Consider the following 19,644-nt stretch of genomic DNA (forward strand, 5'->3'; position numbering starts at 1 on the left):
TCTGGCAAGCTTTGGTCATTCTGTGTTATGTTACTTGAAAGGAATATACGCAAAGGAGTTGGCTTTTTGAAACCGAAGGTATTATGGAGTCTGGCTATTATCGGACTGATTTTATTCGTATATGTTCAATTGGTTCCCGCGTTAAATAGCGGTTCCTCCGAAGGGGGAGGCACCATTACCAAAGCCCAGGCGATCCAGACGGCGGCCGATTTTGCCAAAGGAACGCTCCAGTTTCCGGACATCCGGCAGGATCAGGCAGACGCCACCTATACGGCCCAGTCGGATTTGTACGGTTATTTATCCAAAGAAAACCTGATGAACGACTATAACAAAAAATATGGAAAGTCTTTTCCGACGGAGCTTTTCCGCGTCCGTTTCAAGCAGCCCGACAATCATCTGCAGGCCCTGTACGTGGACGTCAATATGAAATACGGCAATGTCGTCGGCTTCGATGCCGGCGAGCTGTGGGATACGAATACCAAAAATGAGCTGCTGCAAACGCCCGAAGGGATCTCCAAAGTGAAAACGATGGAAGGCGATTTGTCCCAGGAGGAAAAAGCCCAGCTGGCCGCCCCTTACGTGCAGGCGCTTGGTTTCAAGCCCTCGCAGCTTAAACCCGCCGATACCAACGGGGTTGGGCTTGTTTATAAAGTCGAAGGAGACAAGATCGGCGATGCCGAGGGCCAGCTGGTCTTCCAATTCGAATACAACAAGGTCTCCTCTGTGGAATCCCGGTTCAGCGTTCCCTCCAGCCATACCGATTACGTAAAAAGCCAAACCAAGCTGGCCACCTGGCTGACCTTCGCCGGCTACGGCTTCCTCAGCTTTGTGCTGGGTATCCTCGCCATTGTTTACAGCGCCAGAACCCGGCCTTATGCCTCTTTTAGACGCGGTATTTTTCTGACGTTATTTTATCTGTTTATCAACGTGGTCAGCACGCTGAACATGATGCCCGCTTTTGAAGCGGAAGGCCTGACCGGAACGGCTTTGACCTTTGCGCTGGCCTTCCAGCTGATCACTACGCTGGTGATGACCGCTTCGATTTATTTCTCCTTAGTCGGCGGCGACGGGCTCTGGAGGGAGAAAGGCCGGAACCTGTGGCTGCGCGCCAGAGAAGGCGGCTATGGCAGCCACGTGCTGAAAAGCGCGCTGAACGGTTATGCCTGGGCGCTTATTCTGCTGGGTGTCCAATCGCTGATCTACATCGGGCTCGGCTTAACGATTCATACCTGGTCTACGACGGATGAAACGCAGTCCCCTTACAATATGGTTTATCCGTGGCTCTTCCCGCTGATGGCCTGGATGGCCGGCATCGGCGAAGAAGCGGTTTATCGGCTGTTCGGCATTCCGATGCTGAAAAAAATCTTCCGCAGCACGTTTGCGGCCAGCCTGATCACCACGCTGATCTGGGCGTTCGGGCACACGCTGTATCCGATTTATCCGGTCGTTTCCCGGCCAATCGAGCTGACCATCATCGGGCTGCTGTTCAGTTTTATTTTCCTGCGGTACGGGTACATCGCCGTCATGTTTGCGCATGTCGTATTCGACAGCCTGCTGATGGGCTTAAGCGTGCTGACGATGGGCGGGGCCGGCAATATCGTGATCGGCATCATTACGTTTGCCATGCCGGCTCTCGTCGGTTATGTAATCTCGATCTTCAGCAAATCCAAACCGGGAACCCCCGGTTCCTCGGATTTGAGCGGTACGGGGCCGGACTTTTCCGGCGAAAACCGGCCTGTTTATTAAATGGGCGGGGTCCTGACGGCTCCTTGAATCAGCAAAAAGATGAAAAGACGCTTCCGGCCCCCGCGGGGGAATGGAAGCGTCTTTTTTACAGTATGAAGAAGGGACAAAAGTCCGGGATTAGGTGTTCAAGTACAATTACGTTTCGGACTTCGGGTTCCGGATTTCGGGGGTTATTCCGACCTGTCCCGGTTTCCATAATCGTTGCCATTGCCGTTAAAGTTCGCGTTGCCGTTCCCGCCGCCGTAACGTACCGTATTGTACCGCTGGATTACCTGGTCCACGGTTTCCGGCGTCAGATCCGTCCAGGCTTTCCCGGCAGAGAGAAAATGTCCGTTTTCAGCAGGCGTGCGGCTGGATCGGAACGCAAATCCCCTCCGCACCGCATGCCGGATCAGGTTTTCGTAAGCCTGGCGGGGATCTGCGCCGACCGTCCCGGCCTGCTCCTTCCGCTGGCGGCGGAAACGGCGCGGACGAGCCGGAATGCGGTCGATTTTCTCGACCTCATCCACGTAATCCGCGTTGTCTTCCGAAAGCTGCCGGATCGATCTCAGCAGGCCCAGGCGGTACGCAAGGCTGCGCATGAACCGCCGGACGCGTTCCGGCAGCCATCTGCGGACCAGCCTATATAACGCGAATCCGAGCAGGACGGCCAAAGCCGCCCCAATCAGGGCCAATAAAACGTACCCGGCGACCTGAAGCCACAGCGGCGGATGCCCGGCCCCTTCGTCCATGCCGGCCAGATTGGGCATCTGCTGCGGCGCGTTTTCGACCGGATCGGGCTCCTGGGACGGTTCCCCGCCAAACAGAAAAGCAAAAAGCGACCGCAAGCCCTCCCGCAAAAGCCGGAAAAGGCTGCCAAGCCCGCTCCAGCCGCTAAGAACGGCAATGACGAGAAGGACGATCCACGTCAGCGAACGGTTCGCCGAAAGAATCCGGCGGAACAGCTGGCGGTCGGCTTCTGCGGCATGCGAGGCCTCCTGCACCCGTTCCCCGTTCCAGCGCAGCAGCAGCATAAACAGCGCAAGCATCGCTATCCCATACAGCGAAGCCCGATCCGGCGTGAGGGCAACCACCTGCCCGGCCGTCATATAAAGGACAAGCGCCGCTCCAAGGCCGATCAGCGGCAGGCGCAGCGGCGGATTTTTCGGCCACTGCTTGCGGCCCGAAACCAGTCCTCTGGCGGTCACCGCGAGCCAGCACAAGCCTGCGGCAGCGGCCGTAAGCTGCAGGCCGAGAATCGCCGCGGGAAGCAACAGCACCGCCGCCAGCAGGAGGACGGTGCCCGCCAAGCGGGCAACTGGCGCCAAACCTCGGGCCTGGGCGCTGCCGGTCCATACGCCGGCCGCATGGCCAACCCATGCGGCGAGCAGGAGCAGCAGCGGGGGCCCATGCAGCACATAGGCGGCAAGCAGCACGATAAAAGGATATAACGATGAAGTCTCCAGTAAAGAGAAGACCAGCACCGCTCCCGCTCCAAGGATTCTATTCATCAGCAACGCCGGTGCATTCCGGTTTGGGGTTCCGCTCATACCGCCGCCTCCCTGCCTTCAGGCCAGCCGGCAACCGTGACCCGGTGCCCCTGCTGCTCCAGCAGCCGGATGCCCTCGCGGACGTTCTCCGACAGATGGGCCGTAACCAGCAGGTAATCGAGGGTCTCCGCCTGCTCGCGCCCGGCCTCCTGCTTCAAATATTCGTAAAACGACATGCGGATCTTCATTTCCACCGCCGCCATGGCTTCCAGAATATTTTCCAGATGAGCCGTCCCATAATCCGGTGCCAGCCGCAGCATGCCTTGATGCTCCTGCTTTACCAAAGCGTTATGGCCAAAACCCGCCGCCATGCCCTGACGGATCAGCGAAGCGGCGCAGGTCGCCGCATAGGACAACGCCTCCTCCACGATTTCGGGCCGGGTCACGACATTCCACATATGTTCGGATTCCTCTACGTTCAGAAGAATCATGACCCGGGGATCGGCGGAATAGCCGTTTTTATGCACTTGAAGTTCACCGGTCCGGGCCGTTGCTTTCCAGTGGATCCGGTTCATCGGATCGCCCGGGGCGTAATTCCGGATGCCCGTAACCAAGAAAGGATCCTCGACGACCCAGCGGCGTACGGCAAGCTCCCCCTGCCAGGTTTTCCAGGAGGAGGGCAGTTCATCTTCCCCAAGCAGCGAGGGATATACTACTAATTGTCTGCCCAATGAAATTTGACGGGCGGGCGTATACAATGCGAACAGATCCCCTCCGGTCATCGTGGCCGAATCCATCCGGAAAATGCCGCGCCGCACGCACTGAACCTGATGGGTCCGGGTGATCCGGGTCTGCGGGCGGAGCATAAACAGACTGGTATGATTTTGATAAATCTCCCCTTCGCTGACGCTCATCTCCCGGGTCCGCTTGAAGGCCAGGGAGGAAGGCAGCATGGCCTCGAGGCGCAGCCAAGGGACCGGAAGCCTTTTTCCATTCTCGATGACTTCGACCATTTCGATCCGGTCTCCCGCATAACAGGTGTCCGCGCTGAAATGCCTCTCGTAATTCAGCTTGCGCAGGGCCCCCTTCCCGAGAATCAGCCCCTGCAGCGCCAGCGTAATCCCGCAGGCTATAAGCAGCCATAGCAGCGCCATTACTTCACACCGCTTTCCAGTCCCGCCTCGCTCGGAACCGGAATCCGCTCCATCGCTTCGAGCAAAATCCGCGCGGCGGCTTCCTGCTGCCCGCCATAACGTTTCTTAGGAACAAGCCGGTGCGCGCAAACCGGAAGCACCAGGTGTTTGATATCGTCAGGCAGCACAAAATGCCTGCCCTGGAGCGCGGCATAAGCCTGGCTGGCCCGCAGCAGAGCCTGGGTACCGCGCGGGCTTATCCCTAAAGCCGCGTCGGGATGCTCACGGGTTGCTTCGGCCAGGGATACGATATATCCCAGCAGATCTTCGTTGACGCCGACCTGGGTGCACAGCTGCTGGGCTTCGAGAACCTCCTCCGCAGAAGCGATCGGCTTGGCGCGGTCCGGTGTTAAACCGGACGGAGCGGTGGTCCGTTTTAAAATTTCCTTTCCTTCCGCGGAAGAAGGGTAACCGAGCTTCATCCGAATCATAAAGCGGTCCATCTGGGCCTCCGGCAGAGGAAACGTCCCCTGGTTATCCACCGGGTTCTGCGTGGCGAGCACCATAAAAGGCCGCCCCAGCTCCATCGTTTGGCCGTCGATGCTGACCTGCCTTTCCTCCATGCATTCCAGGAGGCTCGACTGGGTTCTCGGCGTTGCCCGGTTGATTTCATCCGCCAAAACAATTCTGGAGAACAACGGGCCCGGACGGAACTGGAACTCCCCGTCTTTCTGATTATAAAAATGAATCCCCGTCAGATCCGAAGGCAGCAGGTCCGGCGTAAACTGAATTCGTTGAAAGCTTAGCGACAGCGAAGCCGCCAGGCTTTTGGCGAGCAGCGTTTTTCCGGTTCCCGGCACATCCTCCAGCAGAACATGCCCGGACGCCAAAAGGGCCGTCAGCAGCAGCTCCACCTCATTTTCCTTGCCTACGATCACTTTCCCGATATTCTCTTTCAGCTTTGCAGCCAGCTCTCGAACACGTTCCGCATTCATGCTGTAACCATCCTTTCGGAAACGATTGCCTGTACCAACAATCTGATTTTTGAATTAAAGCGCTAACAAAAAATAAAGAAAAGGGCTTGTTGGCTATATTTTAGCACCCGTTCCTCCATATTTCACTACCGACCGGAAAGGCTCTCTCCGCAAAAAAATTTCCGCATGGATCAAACCGCCCTTTTCCCCTGGGCGTTATCTATTACATGACGGTCATCATAAAGGAGGAATAAAAGTGATAAAGTTTAAAAATTTATTGGCCTCTGCAGCTCTGGGGGCAGCCCTGCTCCTGCCCGCGTTTTCGGCTGCAGCAGCCGATGCCGGCGACGGCATGGCCCAGCCCAGCGTTCAGCCGGGAGGAACAAATCTGATCACGGATGGACAAACGGCGGCTAACCTAAAGCTGCTCCTCGGTGACGGCCAAGGCGTAAATGAGGATTATCTGGCCAAAGGCACCACAAGAATCCAAGCAGCAATCATCTCCCTCAGACTGCAGGGCAAACTCGACCAGGCCGAAGCCTTCAGCGGCGGCGCCAGTTTTGCGGATGCCAAGCAGGTCAACGCCAGCAACCAAAAAATCCTCGCTTTTCTGCATGCCAATCCGCAGTACGGCTGGGTCGGAACAACCGGAAACCGCTTCGAGCCGCTGGCCAAGGTCAGCTCGCAGCAAATTTACAAAGTGCTGCTTGAGGTTTTGGGCTTTAAGTCCGGCAGCAGCTTCAATTATAAAGATACCGAAGCTTTTGCCGCCGGCAAAGGCCTGAATCAGATCGCCGGCTCGTCTGCCCTGGACAACAGCCAGTTGGCCACGGCGCTGGTCGAAGCCTTGTCCGCGCAAACCGCTTCGGGCCAAACGCTGTTCGGTTCGCTGCAAAAAGGCGGAGTTCTTGCAGCCTCGGCCGCTCTGCCGGCCGGCGACCGGATCACGCTCCGGACAAATGCCAAGCTCGGCACTTACCTGGCTGATGCTCAAGGAAGAACCTTGTATTCCTTCTCGAACGATGCTGGAAATCTCGATGCCTGTCAGGGAGCATGCCTGGCCAATTGGCCTTTCCTTGACTCCGATCAGCTGCAGATTCCGGCCGGCCTGAATCCGGCGGACTTCACGCTGGTCACCCACGCGAACGGCACCAAGCAGTGGATGTACAAAAATTGGCCGCTTTACCGTTTCGCTAAGGACAGCAAAGCAGGAGACGTGCTCGGCGAGGGCGTTAACGGGGTGTGGTTTGCGGCCAAGCCGGATTACCGCCTTATGCTTGGAGCAAACGCCCAGTTGGGCAAATATTTGACCGATGACAAAGGCCGGACTTTGTATTATCTGACCCAGGATATGCCGCAAATGAGCGTATGCGACGGCCCATGCCTGGTTGCCTGGCCTGCGTTCAACGCTACCGGAAGCCTGCCTTCGGCGCTGAAAGCGGAAGATTTCGGCTCCATCACCCGTTCCGACGGCAGCAAGCAGGCTACTTTCAAGGGATATCCGCTCTATTACTTTATTAATGATAAGCAGCATGGAGATACAACCGGCCAAAACGTGGAGAACGTCTGGTTTGTCGTGAACCCGGATAACTTTACCGGGAGCGCGGCAGGCAGCATGGACATGGATATGGGAACGGGAATGAACATGGGTTCAGGTACGGGCATGGATTCGGCTTCAGGATCCAAAAACGATTCCCAGCCAAGCCAGCCTTCTGCTCCCCAAACGGCCAAAACCTATACCGTTAACATTAAAGATTTTTCCTTCGGCTCTCCGCTGACGGTTGAAGCCGGATCCAAAATCACGTTTACCAATCTGGATGATTCCCCTCACATCGTTGCGGCGGATAATGGAGATTTCACCTCCCCGACGCTTTCCCAAGGGGATTCCTACACCATCACGCTGGATAAGCCGGGAACCTACACTTATCACTGTCAAATCCATCCTATGATGACCGGCCAAATCATTGTGAAGTAATTGTAAAGGAAAGGAATGATCAGCACTTGAAGAAAATAGCATCCTTCGCCGTTTTAGCCGCCATGCTGGCATTATCGGCCTGCGGCAATACCAATCAATCGGGAAAGGCTTCAGAAAAGGACTCCAACCAAACGGCGGCAGCGGCGGACGGCTCCCAAGCCGGCTCGAACGATACTTACGGCATGGATATGCCGGCGCCGTCGGCTTCCGATGCAGCGGACTCCGGCGCTGCGGCTGGCGCCAATGATGCCGCCGGCAGCACGGCAGAAACGAACCATGTTATCGACATCAGCAACTTTAATTTTTCGATGGCCACGTTGGAGATTCATCCGGGCGATACCGTTACCTTCACCAACCGGGATGCGGTCGCCCATTCGGCAACGGCGGATGACAATTCTTTTGATACGGGACTGCTCGATCAAAACCAGTCCATGACCATCACTTTCGATAAGGAAGGCGAAATCAGCTATCACTGCTCTGCGCATCCCGGCATGCAGGCCAAGATTGTGGTTAAAGCTTAGTTCGCGCAGCAGCCAGGCGGCCGCATGGCTGCCGCCATCTTTTTAATAGAGCATAATAAAGGGCAAGAGAACCCGTTTCAGGTTCTCTTGCTTTTGTGCATTTTCATTATTCATCTTTCTCGGCCGACTTTCCGATATGATGAAGGCAAGCTATTTTCAAGCCGATTTTGGAGGCATCGACATGCATAACCTTTCTGATTACGAACTGATGCTGCTCGTCAAAGAAAAGCGGCAGGAAGCTTTATCCATACTGTACGACCGCCATGCAGGCCTTGTTTATTCCTTCGCCGTCAAATCGCTGCGGAATGAGCTGGCTGCAAGAGAAGTCGTCCAGTCGGTTTTTCTGCGTTTATGGACCACGGAGTCCGGCTATAATCCGGATAAAGGCCGGTTTACAAGCTGGCTGGTCACCATAACCCGCAATATCGCAACGGACTGGCTGCGCAAAGAACGGAGAATTAACGAAGGGGTTGCCCCCTATGTTTCCGAACAGCTGGAACAAATTCCGGATGACGGGACTTCTCCGGAGGCCAGTGCCGAGCGGGAATCGCTAAAAAGGCAAATCCGCGGTGCATACCGCTTCCTCTCCCAGCAGCAGATCGAGCTGCTGGAGCATTTTTACTGGCAGGGTTATACGCTGAAGGAACTCTCGCAGCATTACAGCGAACCGCTGGGGACCGTAAAAAACAGGCTGCACCAGACGCTCAAAATACTGCGCCGTCATATGATTGCGGAAGGAGAAGGATAACCGTGAACGAGGAACGCAAAGCGATATGCGACCTTTGCCTGGACGTGGTGACCGATGTATGCACCGAGGAAGAACGGCTGACATTTGAACGCCACCTTCCGGAATGCGAAGCCTGCCAGGCCGAAATAAAAGAATTGCAGGAAACATGGGAGGCGTTATACGCGGATATGAAATGGATGGACCCGCCGGAAGACTTGAAGGAGCAGGTTTTAAACGCCGCCTTTGCATCTGCTCCGCCTAAGCCGGAACCGATGCCGACCGCTTTTGCCGGGACAGGAGCCGGAGCATATGCCGCCGAACAGGCAAGAAGACGCGCCGTAAAAAGAAGCCGTTTCATGACGGCCGCCGCTTCGGTCGTGTTCGTGCTGTTCCTGGCCAGCGCCAGCTTGAACTACAGGATGTACCGGGAACAGGCCGCCGATCCGATGCCCGTTGAACAAGCGCTGGACGTATCGGCGTCACAGGTTAAAATGGCTGTCCCGCTGCATACCCAGTCGGAGGAATATTCCAAAGCCTACGGATTTGCCTGCATCATCGATAACGGCCATACCCGCCAGTTCGTGGTTTACGTATACGGCGCTCCAAAGACGTCAGCCAACCAGGCTTATCAGGTTTGGCTGGTCAAAAACGGCGTCCGCACCAGCGCGGGAACCTTTCGCGTGCAGACGAATGGAGACAACCCGGGGCTGGGCGTGCTGGCCATGCCGATGAACTCGGACAAACTTAACTTCGACACGATCGGGATTACGCTGGAGCCTGACGATAAAGGCAGCCAGCCGCGGGGGGAAAAGATGTTTTCATCCATATAAAACCTCCCCGAAAGGAATCGGGAATTCTTTTTTTAGGTGAAGAACATCAGAAGAAGAGCCGTCCTCAGGACGGCTCTTCTTCATTTAAAGCTTCTATGATTTTGGCGGCGAGTTTATCGCCGATCGACAGCGGCCGGAAATCTTCGACCGCAGCTTCTTTGATTTTTTTGATTGAGCCGAAATGTTTCAGCAGCAGCTTGCGCCGCTTCTCTCCGATCCCCGGAATCGAGTCCAGCTTCGAGGTGACCATCGATTTGCCCCGCTGCTCGCGGTGGAACGAAATCGCAAACCGGTGCACCTCATCCTGAATCCGCTGCAGCAGGTAAAATTCCTGGCTGTCGCGAGGCAGACGCACCGGCTCGGGCGGATCCCCCACCATCAGCTGCGCCGTTTTATGCTTGGCATCCTTGACCAGGCCGCATACCGGAATAAACAAGCCCAGCTCGTTCTCAAGGACGTCGACGGCCGCCGAGATCTGCCCTTTGCCGCCGTCGACGACAATCAGGTCGGGCTGGGGCAGATTTTCCTTCAGCACACGTTCATATCGCCGGCGGATTACCTCCCGCATCGTTTCGTAGTCGTCCGGGCCTTCAACCGTTTTGACCTTGTATTTGCGGTATTCCTTTTTATCCGGTTTGCCGTCCGTAAAGACAACCATCGCCGAAACCGGGTTCGAGCCCTGAATGTTGGAGTTGTCAAACGCTTCGATACGCCGTACCGCCTCCAGGCCGATATATTGGCCCAGGTTGTCGGCCGCTCTCGACGTCCGCTCCTCGTCGCGGGCTATAAGGCGGAATTTCTCGTCCAGCGCCACACGGGCGTTGTCGACCGCCATTTTCACCATCTGCTTTTTCAGGCCGCGCTGCGGCAGCAGCACTTTGACACCCAGCCATTCCTGCAGCGAAGCGGCTCCGCCGGCGGCCTCCACCGCTCCTTCCGCCGCGGCGTCGTCAGCTCCGGCAACCGCCGTCCGGTCCGCCGTTTCGGCGTGTTCCTCCTCCGCATCCAGGCCGGCTGCCACGGCTTCCAGCTCCCCGTTTTGCCCGGGCAGCAAAATTTCCTGCGGCAGTGCCGGATTGTCGCTGTAATACTGCGTGACGTAAGACAGAAAATCGCCGTAGGCGTCACCATAGAACGGGAAGATCGACGCATGGCGTTCAATCATTTTTCCCTGGCGCATATAAAGAATCTGCACGCACATCCAGCCTTTATCCACCGAGAACCCAAACACGTCACGGTCTCTGGCGTCCGCCATCGTAATCTTCTGTTTCTCCATGAGGGCGTCGATATTGATAATCTGGTCGCGGAGCTCTTTGGCACGCTCAAAGTTCAGCTCCTCTGCGGCTTCCTCCATTTTGCGCTGCAGCTCCTTTTTGATCTCTTCGTGGCCGCCGCTGAGGAACCGGGTGATTTCCTGGGTAATGTCCTCATACGTTTCTTTGCCTACTTCCTGCACGCAAGGAGCCAGGCATTGTCCCATATGGTAATACAGGCAAACCTCCTTGGGCATCACATTACACTTGCGCAGCGGGTACATCCGATCGAGCAGTTTTTTGGTCTGCTGAGCCGCATAAGCGTTTGGATAAGGACCAAAATATTTGGCTTTGTCCTTCAGGATCCGCCGGGTCACTTCCAGTCTCGGGTGCGGCTCGTTCGTGATCTTGATGTAAGGAAACGTTTTGTCGTCCTTCAGCAGCACGTTATAGCGGGGCATATGGGTTTTGATCAGGTTGCACTCCAGAATGAGCGCCTCCATATTGCTGCCGGTCACGATGTACTCAAAGTCCCGGATTTCCGAAACAAGCCGCTGCGTTTTGCCGTTATGGCTGCCTGTAAAATAGGAGCGGACCCTATTTTTTAGCACTTTGGCCTTGCCTACGTAAATGATGGTGCCTTCCCGGTTTTTCATCAGATAGCAGCCAGGAAGGTCCGGCAGAAGAGCAAGCTTGTGCCGGATCGCCTCCAGCGCTTTCTCCTGCTCTTGTATATTTTCTATATATGAATCCACGCAACGTTCTCCTCTCCGCATGGAATAACTGAATCCGATCAGGATTAATTAAGCTTAACCCCTATATTATAGCCGAACTTGCGTTCTCGCGAAAGTGAGCAGCCAGGCAATCCCGCTGCCCAATTTTTGCATGAGAATCGGGAGCGGGGATATATAAGGTAGAAAATGAAAGAAAACGCCCCCGGCCAGCCGGAGGCGTTTCTTTAAGGGTTCAGCTTGAAAGCTGATAATTATTGGTGTTTGCTGATCAGGTTTTTCAAAGCTTCTTTGGAGTTTACGCCTACCACTTTATCCACCGGTTGGCCGTCTTTGAAAAGGATCAGAGTCGGGATGCTCATTACGCCGAAACGGGATGCGGATTCAGGATTTTCGTCCACATTCACTTTTGCGATTGTAGCGTCCACTTCACCGGACAATTCGTCCAGGATTGGAGCGATCATTTTACAAGGTCCGCACCACGGAGCCCAGAAGTCAACCAGAACGGTGCCTTGACCTTCCACTTCCGTTTTAAACGTTGAATCGGAAACATTAACGATTGCCATTTGTATCTCCTCCTATAAAAGTATTGAGCTCTGCAAAGTTTGCCCCTACAGGCGGTCCTATCATTCATTACCCCCTGAAAAACGCAGGCAAAACCCAATCTTCACTTGATAAATTATATTGTGTCAAATACGACACGGGGTCATTATAACATTTTTTTAGCGAATGGGGAATGGGAAGCGGCTTGTAAAAGCATATCTTCACGTGATCTTCACGTTGCCCGCCGCTGATTCGAGCCGTTCACCGTCACCACGTCCACAAACGGAGCGATTCGGTCCATCAAACGCTGGCCCTTATAGGCTTCTTCGCCATCCTTGCTCGTAAAGCTCAGGTGTTTTTCCAAGTCGGGCAGATCATAATTGGACGTATAAAAAGTAGGCCGCCGGTTCATCCTGTAATTCAAAATGGAACCCAAAATATGATCCCTGATCCACGGATTCAGATTTTCCGCTCCGATATCGTCAAAGACCAGCAGATCGGACTCGCGCATCGTATCCAACATTTCTTTCAGTCTCTGATTGTCCTGCATCACAAACTTGACTTCCTCTATAAACTCGGGCATGTACACGATGACGCCGGTATAACCGGACTCCGCCAGCTCGTGAAGCATATAAGACATCAGGAACGTTTTCCCCGTACCGAAATGGCCTTTCAAATACAGCCCTTTGCTGGGCAGCCCGTTCTCCTTGGCCTCATTAATATACTTCAGCACCTGGCCTACGGCCGGAGCACGGTTCATGTCTTTAGACATGATTTCAACGGCATTATAACCTTCATTAAGTGCCCGCTCGTCAATGTAAAAGCTGCGGATCCGCTTCCGGACCTCCGTTTCATGCTGGAAAGCCAGCTGCCTGGAGCAGGGAACCTTGCGCTCGTACAGCTCCGGCCCCGCCGTGACCGTCTCGACCGTCAGCTTCGTGTAGTGGCCCTGAAAGTCGTTCGGGCACCGATCGAGCCCCGGACAGGCTGCGCAATTGCGGCTGTCTTTAACGTACTGGTACAGCTTGCCCAAATGAAGCGTAAGCTGGCTGCGGTCCAGCTCCGGGTGAAGCTCCAGCAGCTCGCTAATCAGCGGATCCTCAAAAAGCTCCTTCATGACTCGCTCGGAACGGGCTTTCAGCTGCGGGCTTTTCATTTGGGACAGCAGTTCGCCCAACGATTCCATGTTTCCGCTCCTCCGTTTCCTATTCTAAATCTTTCGATTTTATTTCTTCTGGCCGTTTTGCATGCGCTCCGCCATTTTAAGCAGCTCCGCGAACTCTTCCTCTGATAAGGTTTTGTCCGTATTCACCGCGCTTGGCACAATCGGGATCTCCGGTTTCGCTTTATTGCCCCGGGAATAATTACGGCTGCTTCTGCCAGCCGAAGCCTGACCGCCGCTTTCCTTAACCGTCTTGTTAAGCTTCTCCTGGTCACGGATGTAGCTGACCGCCTTCTCATATGTAGTGACCTGCTTGAGCAGCATATTTGAAGCAATCGTTTCGACGAATTTGCGGTTAATGCGCTGATCGCCTCCCGAGGTAAGCAGAACCATCAGATAATGAATCAGAACATTGATGACTTCGCCGGGAAGTTTATAATTCAAATCGATTTTCTCGAAAATATCAAGGAGATTGTCCGGCACCGTCCCCGGAAAAAATTTCGGCAGCAGCCGGGTATGCGGCTCATTGCGAAGCAGCATGTTATATTGATGCACATCGCATTTCCCCTGCAGCTGCGGCGGAACCTCCAGGTAAAATTCCATCTGCACGGAAAACTCCTGCGGCAGCTCCTGGTCCTGATCCGGATCCTTGGCAGCCTGCTCCTCCTGCCGGAGCGCCACCACTTTGCCCATCGCGGCGTTCCGTTCCTCCTGCCGCTTTTTGCCCTGGCGGAAGTGCAGGTTGGCTTTATGCTGGAGTTCATCCAGCTGCAGGCTTCCATCGGCCGCAAAAATACCGTCTTCATCAAGCAGCCGGCATAAATCCTGAACGGTCAAATCGTATTTGCGGGCCGTGTAATTGACGGCTCCCATTTTATCCTGATCAAAGCGGAGCGACTCGACATACGGCCGGTTGGCCGAACCGCGCGGAAACCGCATAATGATGTCCGCGTAATTAAACAGCGGTTCCTCCTGCCTTTTTTCCGGCTGCCGCGAAATCGCAATTTCCGAAATCGCCTGCTCCAGCTCGTAATCGATCGTATGGGTATTTAATTGAAAAATATCGTAAAAAGGCACGGTCAAATTTTCTTTATTTGCGGCCCGGCTATATTCGGAAGCTTCCCTGCTGAACATTTGCTCCTGCAGCGACAAAACTGCAAATTTCCCCAGTTTATCCCGGAGCAGCAGCGTCAGGTGCTGGGTTTTGAAAAACTCGGAAGGAGACAGCGGAGGCTGCAGCTCGTATTCATACCAATAATCTTCGCTTTCCGGCACGTACACCCGGCTGCACTGCAGCAGACCTACCGCTTCCAGCCTGGAGGCCTGTTCGACCAGCAGCTTGCGTCCCTTCTCGCTCGGCTCTACGCCGAGGGACAGAAACAGATGGCGCTGCTGTTCCATTTTTGAATAACCGACTTGCTCCAGAGGCACCTGCCCGAACAGAAACTGATAGAGCGCAACCGCAAAGCCGCCCACCATCGGCTGATAGATCAAGCTGAGCATCTTTTGTCCAACGGTACCGAGATCAAAGTCGCGATATACGCAGTAACGGTGGTTTTCCGTAAAATGATGCAGGTTTTGAATGCGCAAAACGTTATCGCTCCTTTCCGGGTAAATCGTCGTTTCTCTATTCTATCACAAAACTTTTCGACTTGAATCGCTAAATCCAAACAAAACCGAATCCAAAAAATACCCCGTTCCAGACCACATCCTTCTAAAAATAAAACAACCCCTGACGGAAAAACGTTCTCATGCTTCGAGAAACCTTTTTCTGCACAGAGGCCATCCAGTTATGAAAAATCTAGGGCTTCGCTTTTTTCTCAGCTAAAAAATTTCTGATTTCTTCAATCGGTATGCCTGACTTTTTGGCGGACAGCATTAGAAAAAACCAATCCTTGTCAAAATCAGCTTTCCTTTGGTTGAATTCAAGAACCTGGGCCGGTTTATCCAGAAAAACTCCTCCTATACTTCTCAGAGTTCCCAGGCAGTCCGGCCGTCGTAGTATCGCTACCTTAGACCCGTGACTTTGTGCCCCTGCCTTTCGGCAAGTTTACCCTTCAACTGGTTATTTTCACTATCCCAAATGCAATCCAGTCTTTGATCCGTTTTTATTATAATATGAACCCCCCGCAAAAGTTTGTCATTTTTCGTCTTCCATCCTTGTCCTTTTTTGCCGTTAACCCCGCTATTTTTACACAGACTCCTTACTTTTTGTCGCAGCTCTTCCCAATCCGGTTTTTTGGACCCAGACTTCTCTCGCCAGTTCTTAATAACGAATTTAAATAGCGTAATTTAAAGAGAAAAAGCAAGAAAACGAAAGATTCTTTGAGAAATTCGTACGTTATTAAGAACAAACCGTCTTTCTTGGAGATTTATTTTATCGGCCTGAAGGCTGTATGATTACTCCTAGAAACGTTCTTAATAACGAACGAGACTTGAAATGCACGTTCGCAAGAAGGGAATGATGAGCCTGCGCCGCACCAGAATGGCCGCACTGCGGAAAAGAAGGAAAAAACGGAGAAACACGTTGATTACCCGTTCCCTTCAGTCCGGGGTAGTTTTATCAAGCCTGTTCGTTGGTCTTTCGCATCAGACCGGAACGACCTACGGAAATTTTAACAGCCCCCAGGAAACCAATGGGGAGTTTGCGATTTGCCGTATTTTTCCCTCCGACCTCGAAGCCCTTTTAAGCCGTTTGTCCGACGTGCTGACGCAGGCAGACCTGCAGCGTGAACAACTGCAGCTGTCGGCTGCCATGGAATCCGGCATGCCTGACGCTGCCTTTCCCTTTGTATCTGCCGTGTCTTCCGGCTCCAGTCTTGAAGAGATGAAAGCGGCCGAAGCCGGACTTAAAATACGGCGTGAAGGCCTTCTGAATAAACTGGACACGCTGAACGCCCGCTCGGCGGCTAATGAAGCCGGATGGACGGAACTGCAGCAGCTCGCCGGTTCGGCAGCCGGATTGCTCCGGGAGCTCATCCAAGCTGTTCGCGATAATCAGCCGAATTGCGCGGAAATCAAGCCATCCGCGGCATTCGACGCCATTTCGGTTCAGCTGAACCGGGAACCCGTCTTATCCGGGCCTTTGTCTTCCGCATTGCAATCCCTTTTGACTTATTTAAGGGAGGTTCAAGCGGCCGGCAGTCAGGCGGAAGGTGATCCTGATGCGCTTGAAGCGTTCCTGCAGGACAGCGGAAGTTCTCTTAGCCAAGCCTATTCTCTGCTGGAACCGGACGCTCTTGACGGGGTTCAGCCGCTGAACGAAGCCCTCGTTTCTTATAACCGGCAGATAACGGGTCAACTCAAGTCGGAGAGCGCTGCGTTAAACGGGCAATTAGGCAATATCGGGGCAGCGATCTCTGTCCTGCACGCGGCCATCGAAGCCGAGCAGGCTCGTCTTGAGGAGCTTGCTCAACAGGACAAAGAGGAAAGCGATCCCGCTCTGAATCCCGGGGCCGATCCGTCAGAGCCGCCGGCTTCTGATCCGGCTTCCGATAACACTCCGGATCCCGCCCCTGAACCGGTTTCCGATCCGGCGGTTTCCAATCCGCCTGCCGTTGATCCTCCCGCCTCTGATCCGTCAGCTTCTGCCCCTGCTTCCGAGCCTGAACCCTCCGGCTCGGCACCGGCTGAAGCCGCTTCGCCAGGGGCAGCTTCTCCGGCTCCAACGGACGAAACCTCCGCCGGCAGCCCGGAAGCTTCCGACAGCCCGGAGACAGATGCTCCGGCGGAGCCGTCTTCCGGCGGTTCTGAACCGACGCCCGCTCCGGCGGAGCCGTCCCCATCCCTTTAAATGAATCCGTAGAGGAGAATGAAAAATGGTTCGAAAACTGTTTGGCAGCATGCTTTCAACGCTGCTGTTCCTTGCCTTCATCCTGATGGCCGCAGCCGTCGTGATTTCCAAGGCCGGCGGCGGTACCCCCAACTTTTTTGGCTACCAGATCAAAACAGTCCTCTCCGGCTCCATGGAGCCGGGCATTCAAACCGGTTCCCTTATAGCCGTCAAGCCGGGCGGCGACATGACCCGTTTTTCCCCAGGCGATGTTATTTCCTTTCATTCCGGGGATAAAGTCATCACCCACCGCATTGTAGGCGTAACTAAAAACGACGCTTTAAATCAGGTCATGTACAAAACCAAAGGCGATCATAATGATGCGCCCGATTTGGAAGCCGTCCCTTCCGGGAATGTCGTCGGCGAATATACCGGCTTTACCCTCCCCTATGCGGGGTATGCCATGACCTTCGCCAATTCCAAAGCCGGCAGCCTGCTGCTGCTTGTCGTTCCCGGCCTGCTGCTGTTCGCCTTTTCGCTGCTCTCCTCCTGGAAAGCCATCTCCCGCCTGGAGAAAAACGAGGGGGCTAACGCCGGTACCGGTTCAGGACCCGCCCCGAAATCTTTGTCTTAACCGATGCCTGAACCTGCCGCAAACCGAATACGGTGATTCTCCCGAAGTCTGTGCAGCAGACCTCAGGAATCATATATAAAACTCTTAAGAGGGTAAATTTGAGGAGGAATTGGGAATTATGGGTATCAAAAAAACATTGGCACTTAGCGTGGCAACAGCAGCTCTCGGCTTGACCCTGATGGGCGGAGGTACATACGCTTATTTCAGCTCCACTGCCGAAAGCAGCGGTACTTTTGCAGCCGGCACTCTGGATCTTAGCGTAAATCCTACTACAATCATCAATGTAGGCAACCTGAAGCCCGGCGATACGGTGCAAAGAAACTTCAAACTCGTCAACAAAGGTACGCTCGATATTGCCCATGTCTCCCTGGCTACCGATTACACCGTGACCAATAAGCAAGGCGCGCCTGTCAACACCGCTGACCTTGGCGATTCCATCGGCGTCCAATTTTTGATCAACCAGGACAAAGGCGATACGGTCATCTACTCGACCACCCTCTCCGAACTGAAAAAACTGACCCCAGACGCCGTAGAGAACAAAATCTTTATTCCGTTTTTTGAGGAACGCGGGGGTTTGAAAGCCAATTCCGAAGATACCCTCACCGTGAAATTTGAATTTATCGACAACGGCAAAGACCAGAATGAATTCCAGGGCGACTCGCTGCAGCTCAAATGGACCTTTACGGGCAAACAAGGCAGCGGAGACGAGAAATAATAGGGTTTAAAAAATCCGATGAGCATCAGGCAAGCGCCTCCCTTAACGGGCGGCGCTTTTTCTTCATTCCCCCGCTCTATATGCCGAGTTGGAATTTTGATATAATGACAACTAAAATGTTCGGGAAGGACGTCTTAAAGTGGCTGAACTATTGGGACAGCGCATCCAGCAAATTCGTCTGGCCAAAGGGTTATCCCTGTCCGAGCTGGCCGAGAAAGCGGATGTCGCCAAATCTTATTTAAGCAATGTAGAAAGAAACATCCAGTCAAACCCTTCCATCCAATTTATCGAAAAAGTAGCGGAAGCGCTGGAAACCTCCGTCGCTTATTTGCTTTACGGCGAACAAGCGGGGGAAGAACCACTGGATCCGGAATGGGCTTCGCTTGTTCACGAAGCGATGAACTCCGGCATCAGCAAAGAGGAATTTAAGCAGTTTCTTGAATTTCAGAAATGGAAGCTGAACCAGAAGGAGAACTGAACACTTTATGAAAATATGGTGAAGTCGTTTGCTCCCGGCTCCTGCATTAGCTACAATATTACATATCTATCTTGAGGAGTGATTTCATGAGTGAAGCAGCTCAAACCCTGGACGGCTGGTATGCCCTGCACGATTTCCGTTCCATTGACTGGGCGGCCTGGAAAGCAGCCGACGACGAGGAACGTGCCGTAGGTCTCGATGACCTTCGCGTGTTTCTGCAGAACTGGGCGGATACCGAAGAAGCCAAAACAGGCAGCACTGCTATCTATAGCATCGTTGGGCAAAAAGCTGATTTTGTGATCGTTCACCTGCGGGAAACGCTGGAAGAGCTGAACGCTCTCGAAACCGAATTCGATAAATCCACTTTTGCCGACTACACGACCAAAAAGTTTTCTTACGTCAGCGTGGTCGAGCTAAGCAACTACCTGGGCAAAGGCGACGGCACCGATCCTCGCGAGAAACCGGAAGTAATGGCGCGCCTGCAGCCGATTCTGCCTAAAACAAAACACATTTGCTTCTATCCGATGAACAAAAAGCGGGAGCTCGCCGACAACTGGTACATGCTCTCCATGGAAGAGCGCCAGAGCCTGATGCGCAGCCACGGTTTGATCGGCCGCAGTTATGCAGGCAAGGTAAAGCAGATCATTACCGGCTCGGCCGGCCTGGACGACTGGGAATGGGGCGTTACGCTGTTTTCGGACGACGCGCTTCAATTCAAGAAGCTGATTTACGAAATGCGTTTCGACGAGGTCAGCGCCCGTTACGGGGAGTTCGGAACTTTTTACGTGGGCAACCTGCTTGCGCTTGAAGGCTTCGAACAGCTGCTTAAATTATAGGACAGGCTGTCAGCCTGGGAAAAATAAAAGGTCGGGCCGATGCCTTCGCATCGCCCGACCTTTATTTACGATGTTTAAGTTTCCCCGAGCCCACTCGCAAAACCTGCCGGGGTGATGGAGCTGCAGCCCCTCTTCCCTCTCGCTC

Annotated in this window: 17 protein-coding genes and 1 riboswitch; of the genes, 10 read left to right on the plus strand and 7 right to left on the minus strand. The window is 54.0% G+C overall.

The window, feature by feature from the left end:
* The first annotated feature begins 66 nt into the window (after window positions 1-66).
* Window positions 67-1,746: a CPBP family intramembrane glutamic endopeptidase gene (locus tag AC3ZPD_RS11650; protein ID WP_490984463.1), complete on the plus strand. Its 1,680-nt coding sequence runs from the start codon at window positions 67-69 to the stop codon at window positions 1,744-1,746.
* A gap of 170 nt (window positions 1,747-1,916) precedes the next feature.
* Here the strand turns inward: AC3ZPD_RS11650 and AC3ZPD_RS11655 are convergent, their stop codons facing one another.
* Genes AC3ZPD_RS11655 through AC3ZPD_RS11665 form a run of 3 tightly spaced genes read right to left on the minus strand, consistent with a single transcriptional unit; the run spans window position 1,917 to window position 5,343 of the window.
* Window positions 1,917-3,275, minus strand: coding sequence for a hypothetical protein (locus tag AC3ZPD_RS11655; protein ID WP_490984464.1), 1,359 nt, complete (start codon window positions 3,273-3,275; stop codon window positions 1,917-1,919).
* Window positions 3,272-4,369, minus strand: coding sequence for a DUF58 domain-containing protein (locus AC3ZPD_RS11660; protein ID WP_490984465.1), 1,098 nt, complete (start codon window positions 4,367-4,369; stop codon window positions 3,272-3,274). The genes AC3ZPD_RS11655 and AC3ZPD_RS11660 overlap by 4 nt, the downstream gene beginning before the upstream one ends.
* Window positions 4,369-5,343: an AAA family ATPase gene (locus AC3ZPD_RS11665; RefSeq protein WP_490984466.1), complete on the minus strand. Its 975-nt coding sequence runs from the start codon at window positions 5,341-5,343 to the stop codon at window positions 4,369-4,371. The genes AC3ZPD_RS11660 and AC3ZPD_RS11665 overlap by 1 nt, the downstream gene beginning before the upstream one ends.
* Window positions 5,344-5,578: 235 nt before the next feature.
* On the opposite strand from AC3ZPD_RS11665, the gene AC3ZPD_RS11670 reads away from it, so the two are divergent.
* From AC3ZPD_RS11670 to AC3ZPD_RS11685, 4 genes are all read left to right on the plus strand, one after another.
* Window positions 5,579-7,297 (plus strand): cupredoxin domain-containing protein, encoded by a 1,719-nt coding sequence (locus AC3ZPD_RS11670; protein WP_490984467.1) that lies wholly within the window; start codon window positions 5,579-5,581, stop codon window positions 7,295-7,297.
* A gap of 26 nt (window positions 7,298-7,323) precedes the next feature.
* Window positions 7,324-7,818 carry a cupredoxin domain-containing protein gene (locus tag AC3ZPD_RS11675; RefSeq protein ID WP_490984468.1) on the plus strand — a complete coding sequence of 165 codons (495 nt, stop codon included), beginning with the start codon at window positions 7,324-7,326 and terminating at the stop codon, window positions 7,816-7,818.
* Window positions 7,819-7,999: 181 nt separating this feature from the next.
* Window positions 8,000-8,566, plus strand: coding sequence for an RNA polymerase sigma factor (locus AC3ZPD_RS11680; protein WP_490984469.1), 567 nt, complete (start codon window positions 8,000-8,002; stop codon window positions 8,564-8,566).
* A 2-nt stretch (window positions 8,567-8,568) separates the two neighbouring features.
* Window positions 8,569-9,375: an anti-sigma factor gene (locus AC3ZPD_RS11685; protein ID WP_490984470.1), complete on the plus strand. Its 807-nt coding sequence runs from the start codon at window positions 8,569-8,571 to the stop codon at window positions 9,373-9,375.
* A 64-nt stretch (window positions 9,376-9,439) separates the two neighbouring features.
* Here AC3ZPD_RS11685 and uvrC read toward each other — a convergent pair whose 3' ends face one another.
* From uvrC to AC3ZPD_RS11705, 4 genes are all read right to left on the minus strand, one after another.
* Window positions 9,440-11,383 carry an excinuclease ABC subunit UvrC gene (uvrC, locus tag AC3ZPD_RS11690; protein ID WP_490984471.1) on the minus strand — a complete coding sequence of 648 codons (1,944 nt, stop codon included), beginning with the start codon at window positions 11,381-11,383 and terminating at the stop codon, window positions 9,440-9,442.
* 230 nt (window positions 11,384-11,613) lie between these two features.
* Entirely contained in the window at window positions 11,614-11,925 is a 312-nt protein-coding gene (gene trxA, locus AC3ZPD_RS11695) for a thioredoxin (protein WP_490984472.1), read from the minus strand.
* Window positions 11,926-12,134: 209 nt separating this feature from the next.
* Window positions 12,135-13,088 carry a primosomal protein DnaI gene (gene dnaI, locus AC3ZPD_RS11700; protein WP_490984473.1) on the minus strand — a complete coding sequence of 318 codons (954 nt, stop codon included), beginning with the start codon at window positions 13,086-13,088 and terminating at the stop codon, window positions 12,135-12,137.
* A 39-nt stretch (window positions 13,089-13,127) separates the two neighbouring features.
* Window positions 13,128-14,654, minus strand: coding sequence for a replication initiation and membrane attachment family protein (locus AC3ZPD_RS11705; protein ID WP_490984474.1), 1,527 nt, complete (start codon window positions 14,652-14,654; stop codon window positions 13,128-13,130).
* A gap of 390 nt (window positions 14,655-15,044) precedes the next feature.
* Window positions 15,045-15,129: riboswitch (cyclic di-GMP riboswitch) on the minus strand.
* A gap of 375 nt (window positions 15,130-15,504) precedes the next feature.
* Here AC3ZPD_RS11705 and AC3ZPD_RS11710 point away from each other — a divergent pair.
* From AC3ZPD_RS11710 to hemQ, 5 genes are all read left to right on the plus strand, one after another.
* Window positions 15,505-16,857 (plus strand): hypothetical protein, encoded by a 1,353-nt coding sequence (locus AC3ZPD_RS11710; RefSeq protein WP_490984475.1) that lies wholly within the window; start codon window positions 15,505-15,507, stop codon window positions 16,855-16,857.
* A 25-nt stretch (window positions 16,858-16,882) separates the two neighbouring features.
* Entirely contained in the window at window positions 16,883-17,470 is a 588-nt protein-coding gene (sipW, locus tag AC3ZPD_RS11715) for a signal peptidase I SipW (protein WP_490984476.1), read from the plus strand.
* Window positions 17,471-17,588: 118 nt separating this feature from the next.
* Window positions 17,589-18,185: a TasA family protein gene (locus AC3ZPD_RS11720; RefSeq protein WP_490984477.1), complete on the plus strand. Its 597-nt coding sequence runs from the start codon at window positions 17,589-17,591 to the stop codon at window positions 18,183-18,185.
* Between the two features lie 139 nt (window positions 18,186-18,324).
* Window positions 18,325-18,663, plus strand: coding sequence for a helix-turn-helix domain-containing protein (locus AC3ZPD_RS11725; RefSeq protein ID WP_490984478.1), 339 nt, complete (start codon window positions 18,325-18,327; stop codon window positions 18,661-18,663).
* A gap of 86 nt (window positions 18,664-18,749) precedes the next feature.
* Window positions 18,750-19,499, plus strand: coding sequence for a hydrogen peroxide-dependent heme synthase (gene hemQ / locus AC3ZPD_RS11730; RefSeq protein ID WP_490984479.1), 750 nt, complete (start codon window positions 18,750-18,752; stop codon window positions 19,497-19,499).
* The last annotated feature ends 145 nt before the right edge of the window (window positions 19,500-19,644 follow it).

The organism is Paenibacillus mobilis (genome assembly GCF_058267595.1).

Coding starts and splice junctions, on each gene's coding strand:
- AC3ZPD_RS11655 (WP_490984464.1), bottom strand. CDS start 3,275: ATGAGCGGAACCCCAAACCGGAATGCACCGGCGTTGCTGATGAATAGA.
- AC3ZPD_RS11660 (WP_490984465.1), bottom strand. CDS start 4,369: ATGGCGCTGCTATGGCTGCTTATAGCCTGCGGGATTACGCTGGCGCTG.
- AC3ZPD_RS11665 (WP_490984466.1), bottom strand. CDS start 5,343: ATGAATGCGGAACGTGTTCGAGAGCTGGCTGCAAAGCTGAAAGAGAAT.
- AC3ZPD_RS11680 (WP_490984469.1), top strand. CDS start 8,000: ATGCATAACCTTTCTGATTACGAACTGATGCTGCTCGTCAAAGAAAAG.
- trxA (WP_490984472.1), bottom strand. CDS start 11,925: ATGGCAATCGTTAATGTTTCCGATTCAACGTTTAAAACGGAAGTGGAA.
- dnaI (WP_490984473.1), bottom strand. CDS start 13,088: ATGGAATCGTTGGGCGAACTGCTGTCCCAAATGAAAAGCCCGCAGCTG.
- AC3ZPD_RS11710 (WP_490984475.1), top strand. CDS start 15,505: ATGCACGTTCGCAAGAAGGGAATGATGAGCCTGCGCCGCACCAGAATG.
- sipW (WP_490984476.1), top strand. CDS start 16,883: ATGGTTCGAAAACTGTTTGGCAGCATGCTTTCAACGCTGCTGTTCCTT.
- AC3ZPD_RS11720 (WP_490984477.1), top strand. CDS start 17,589: ATGGGTATCAAAAAAACATTGGCACTTAGCGTGGCAACAGCAGCTCTC.
- hemQ (WP_490984479.1), top strand. CDS start 18,750: ATGAGTGAAGCAGCTCAAACCCTGGACGGCTGGTATGCCCTGCACGAT.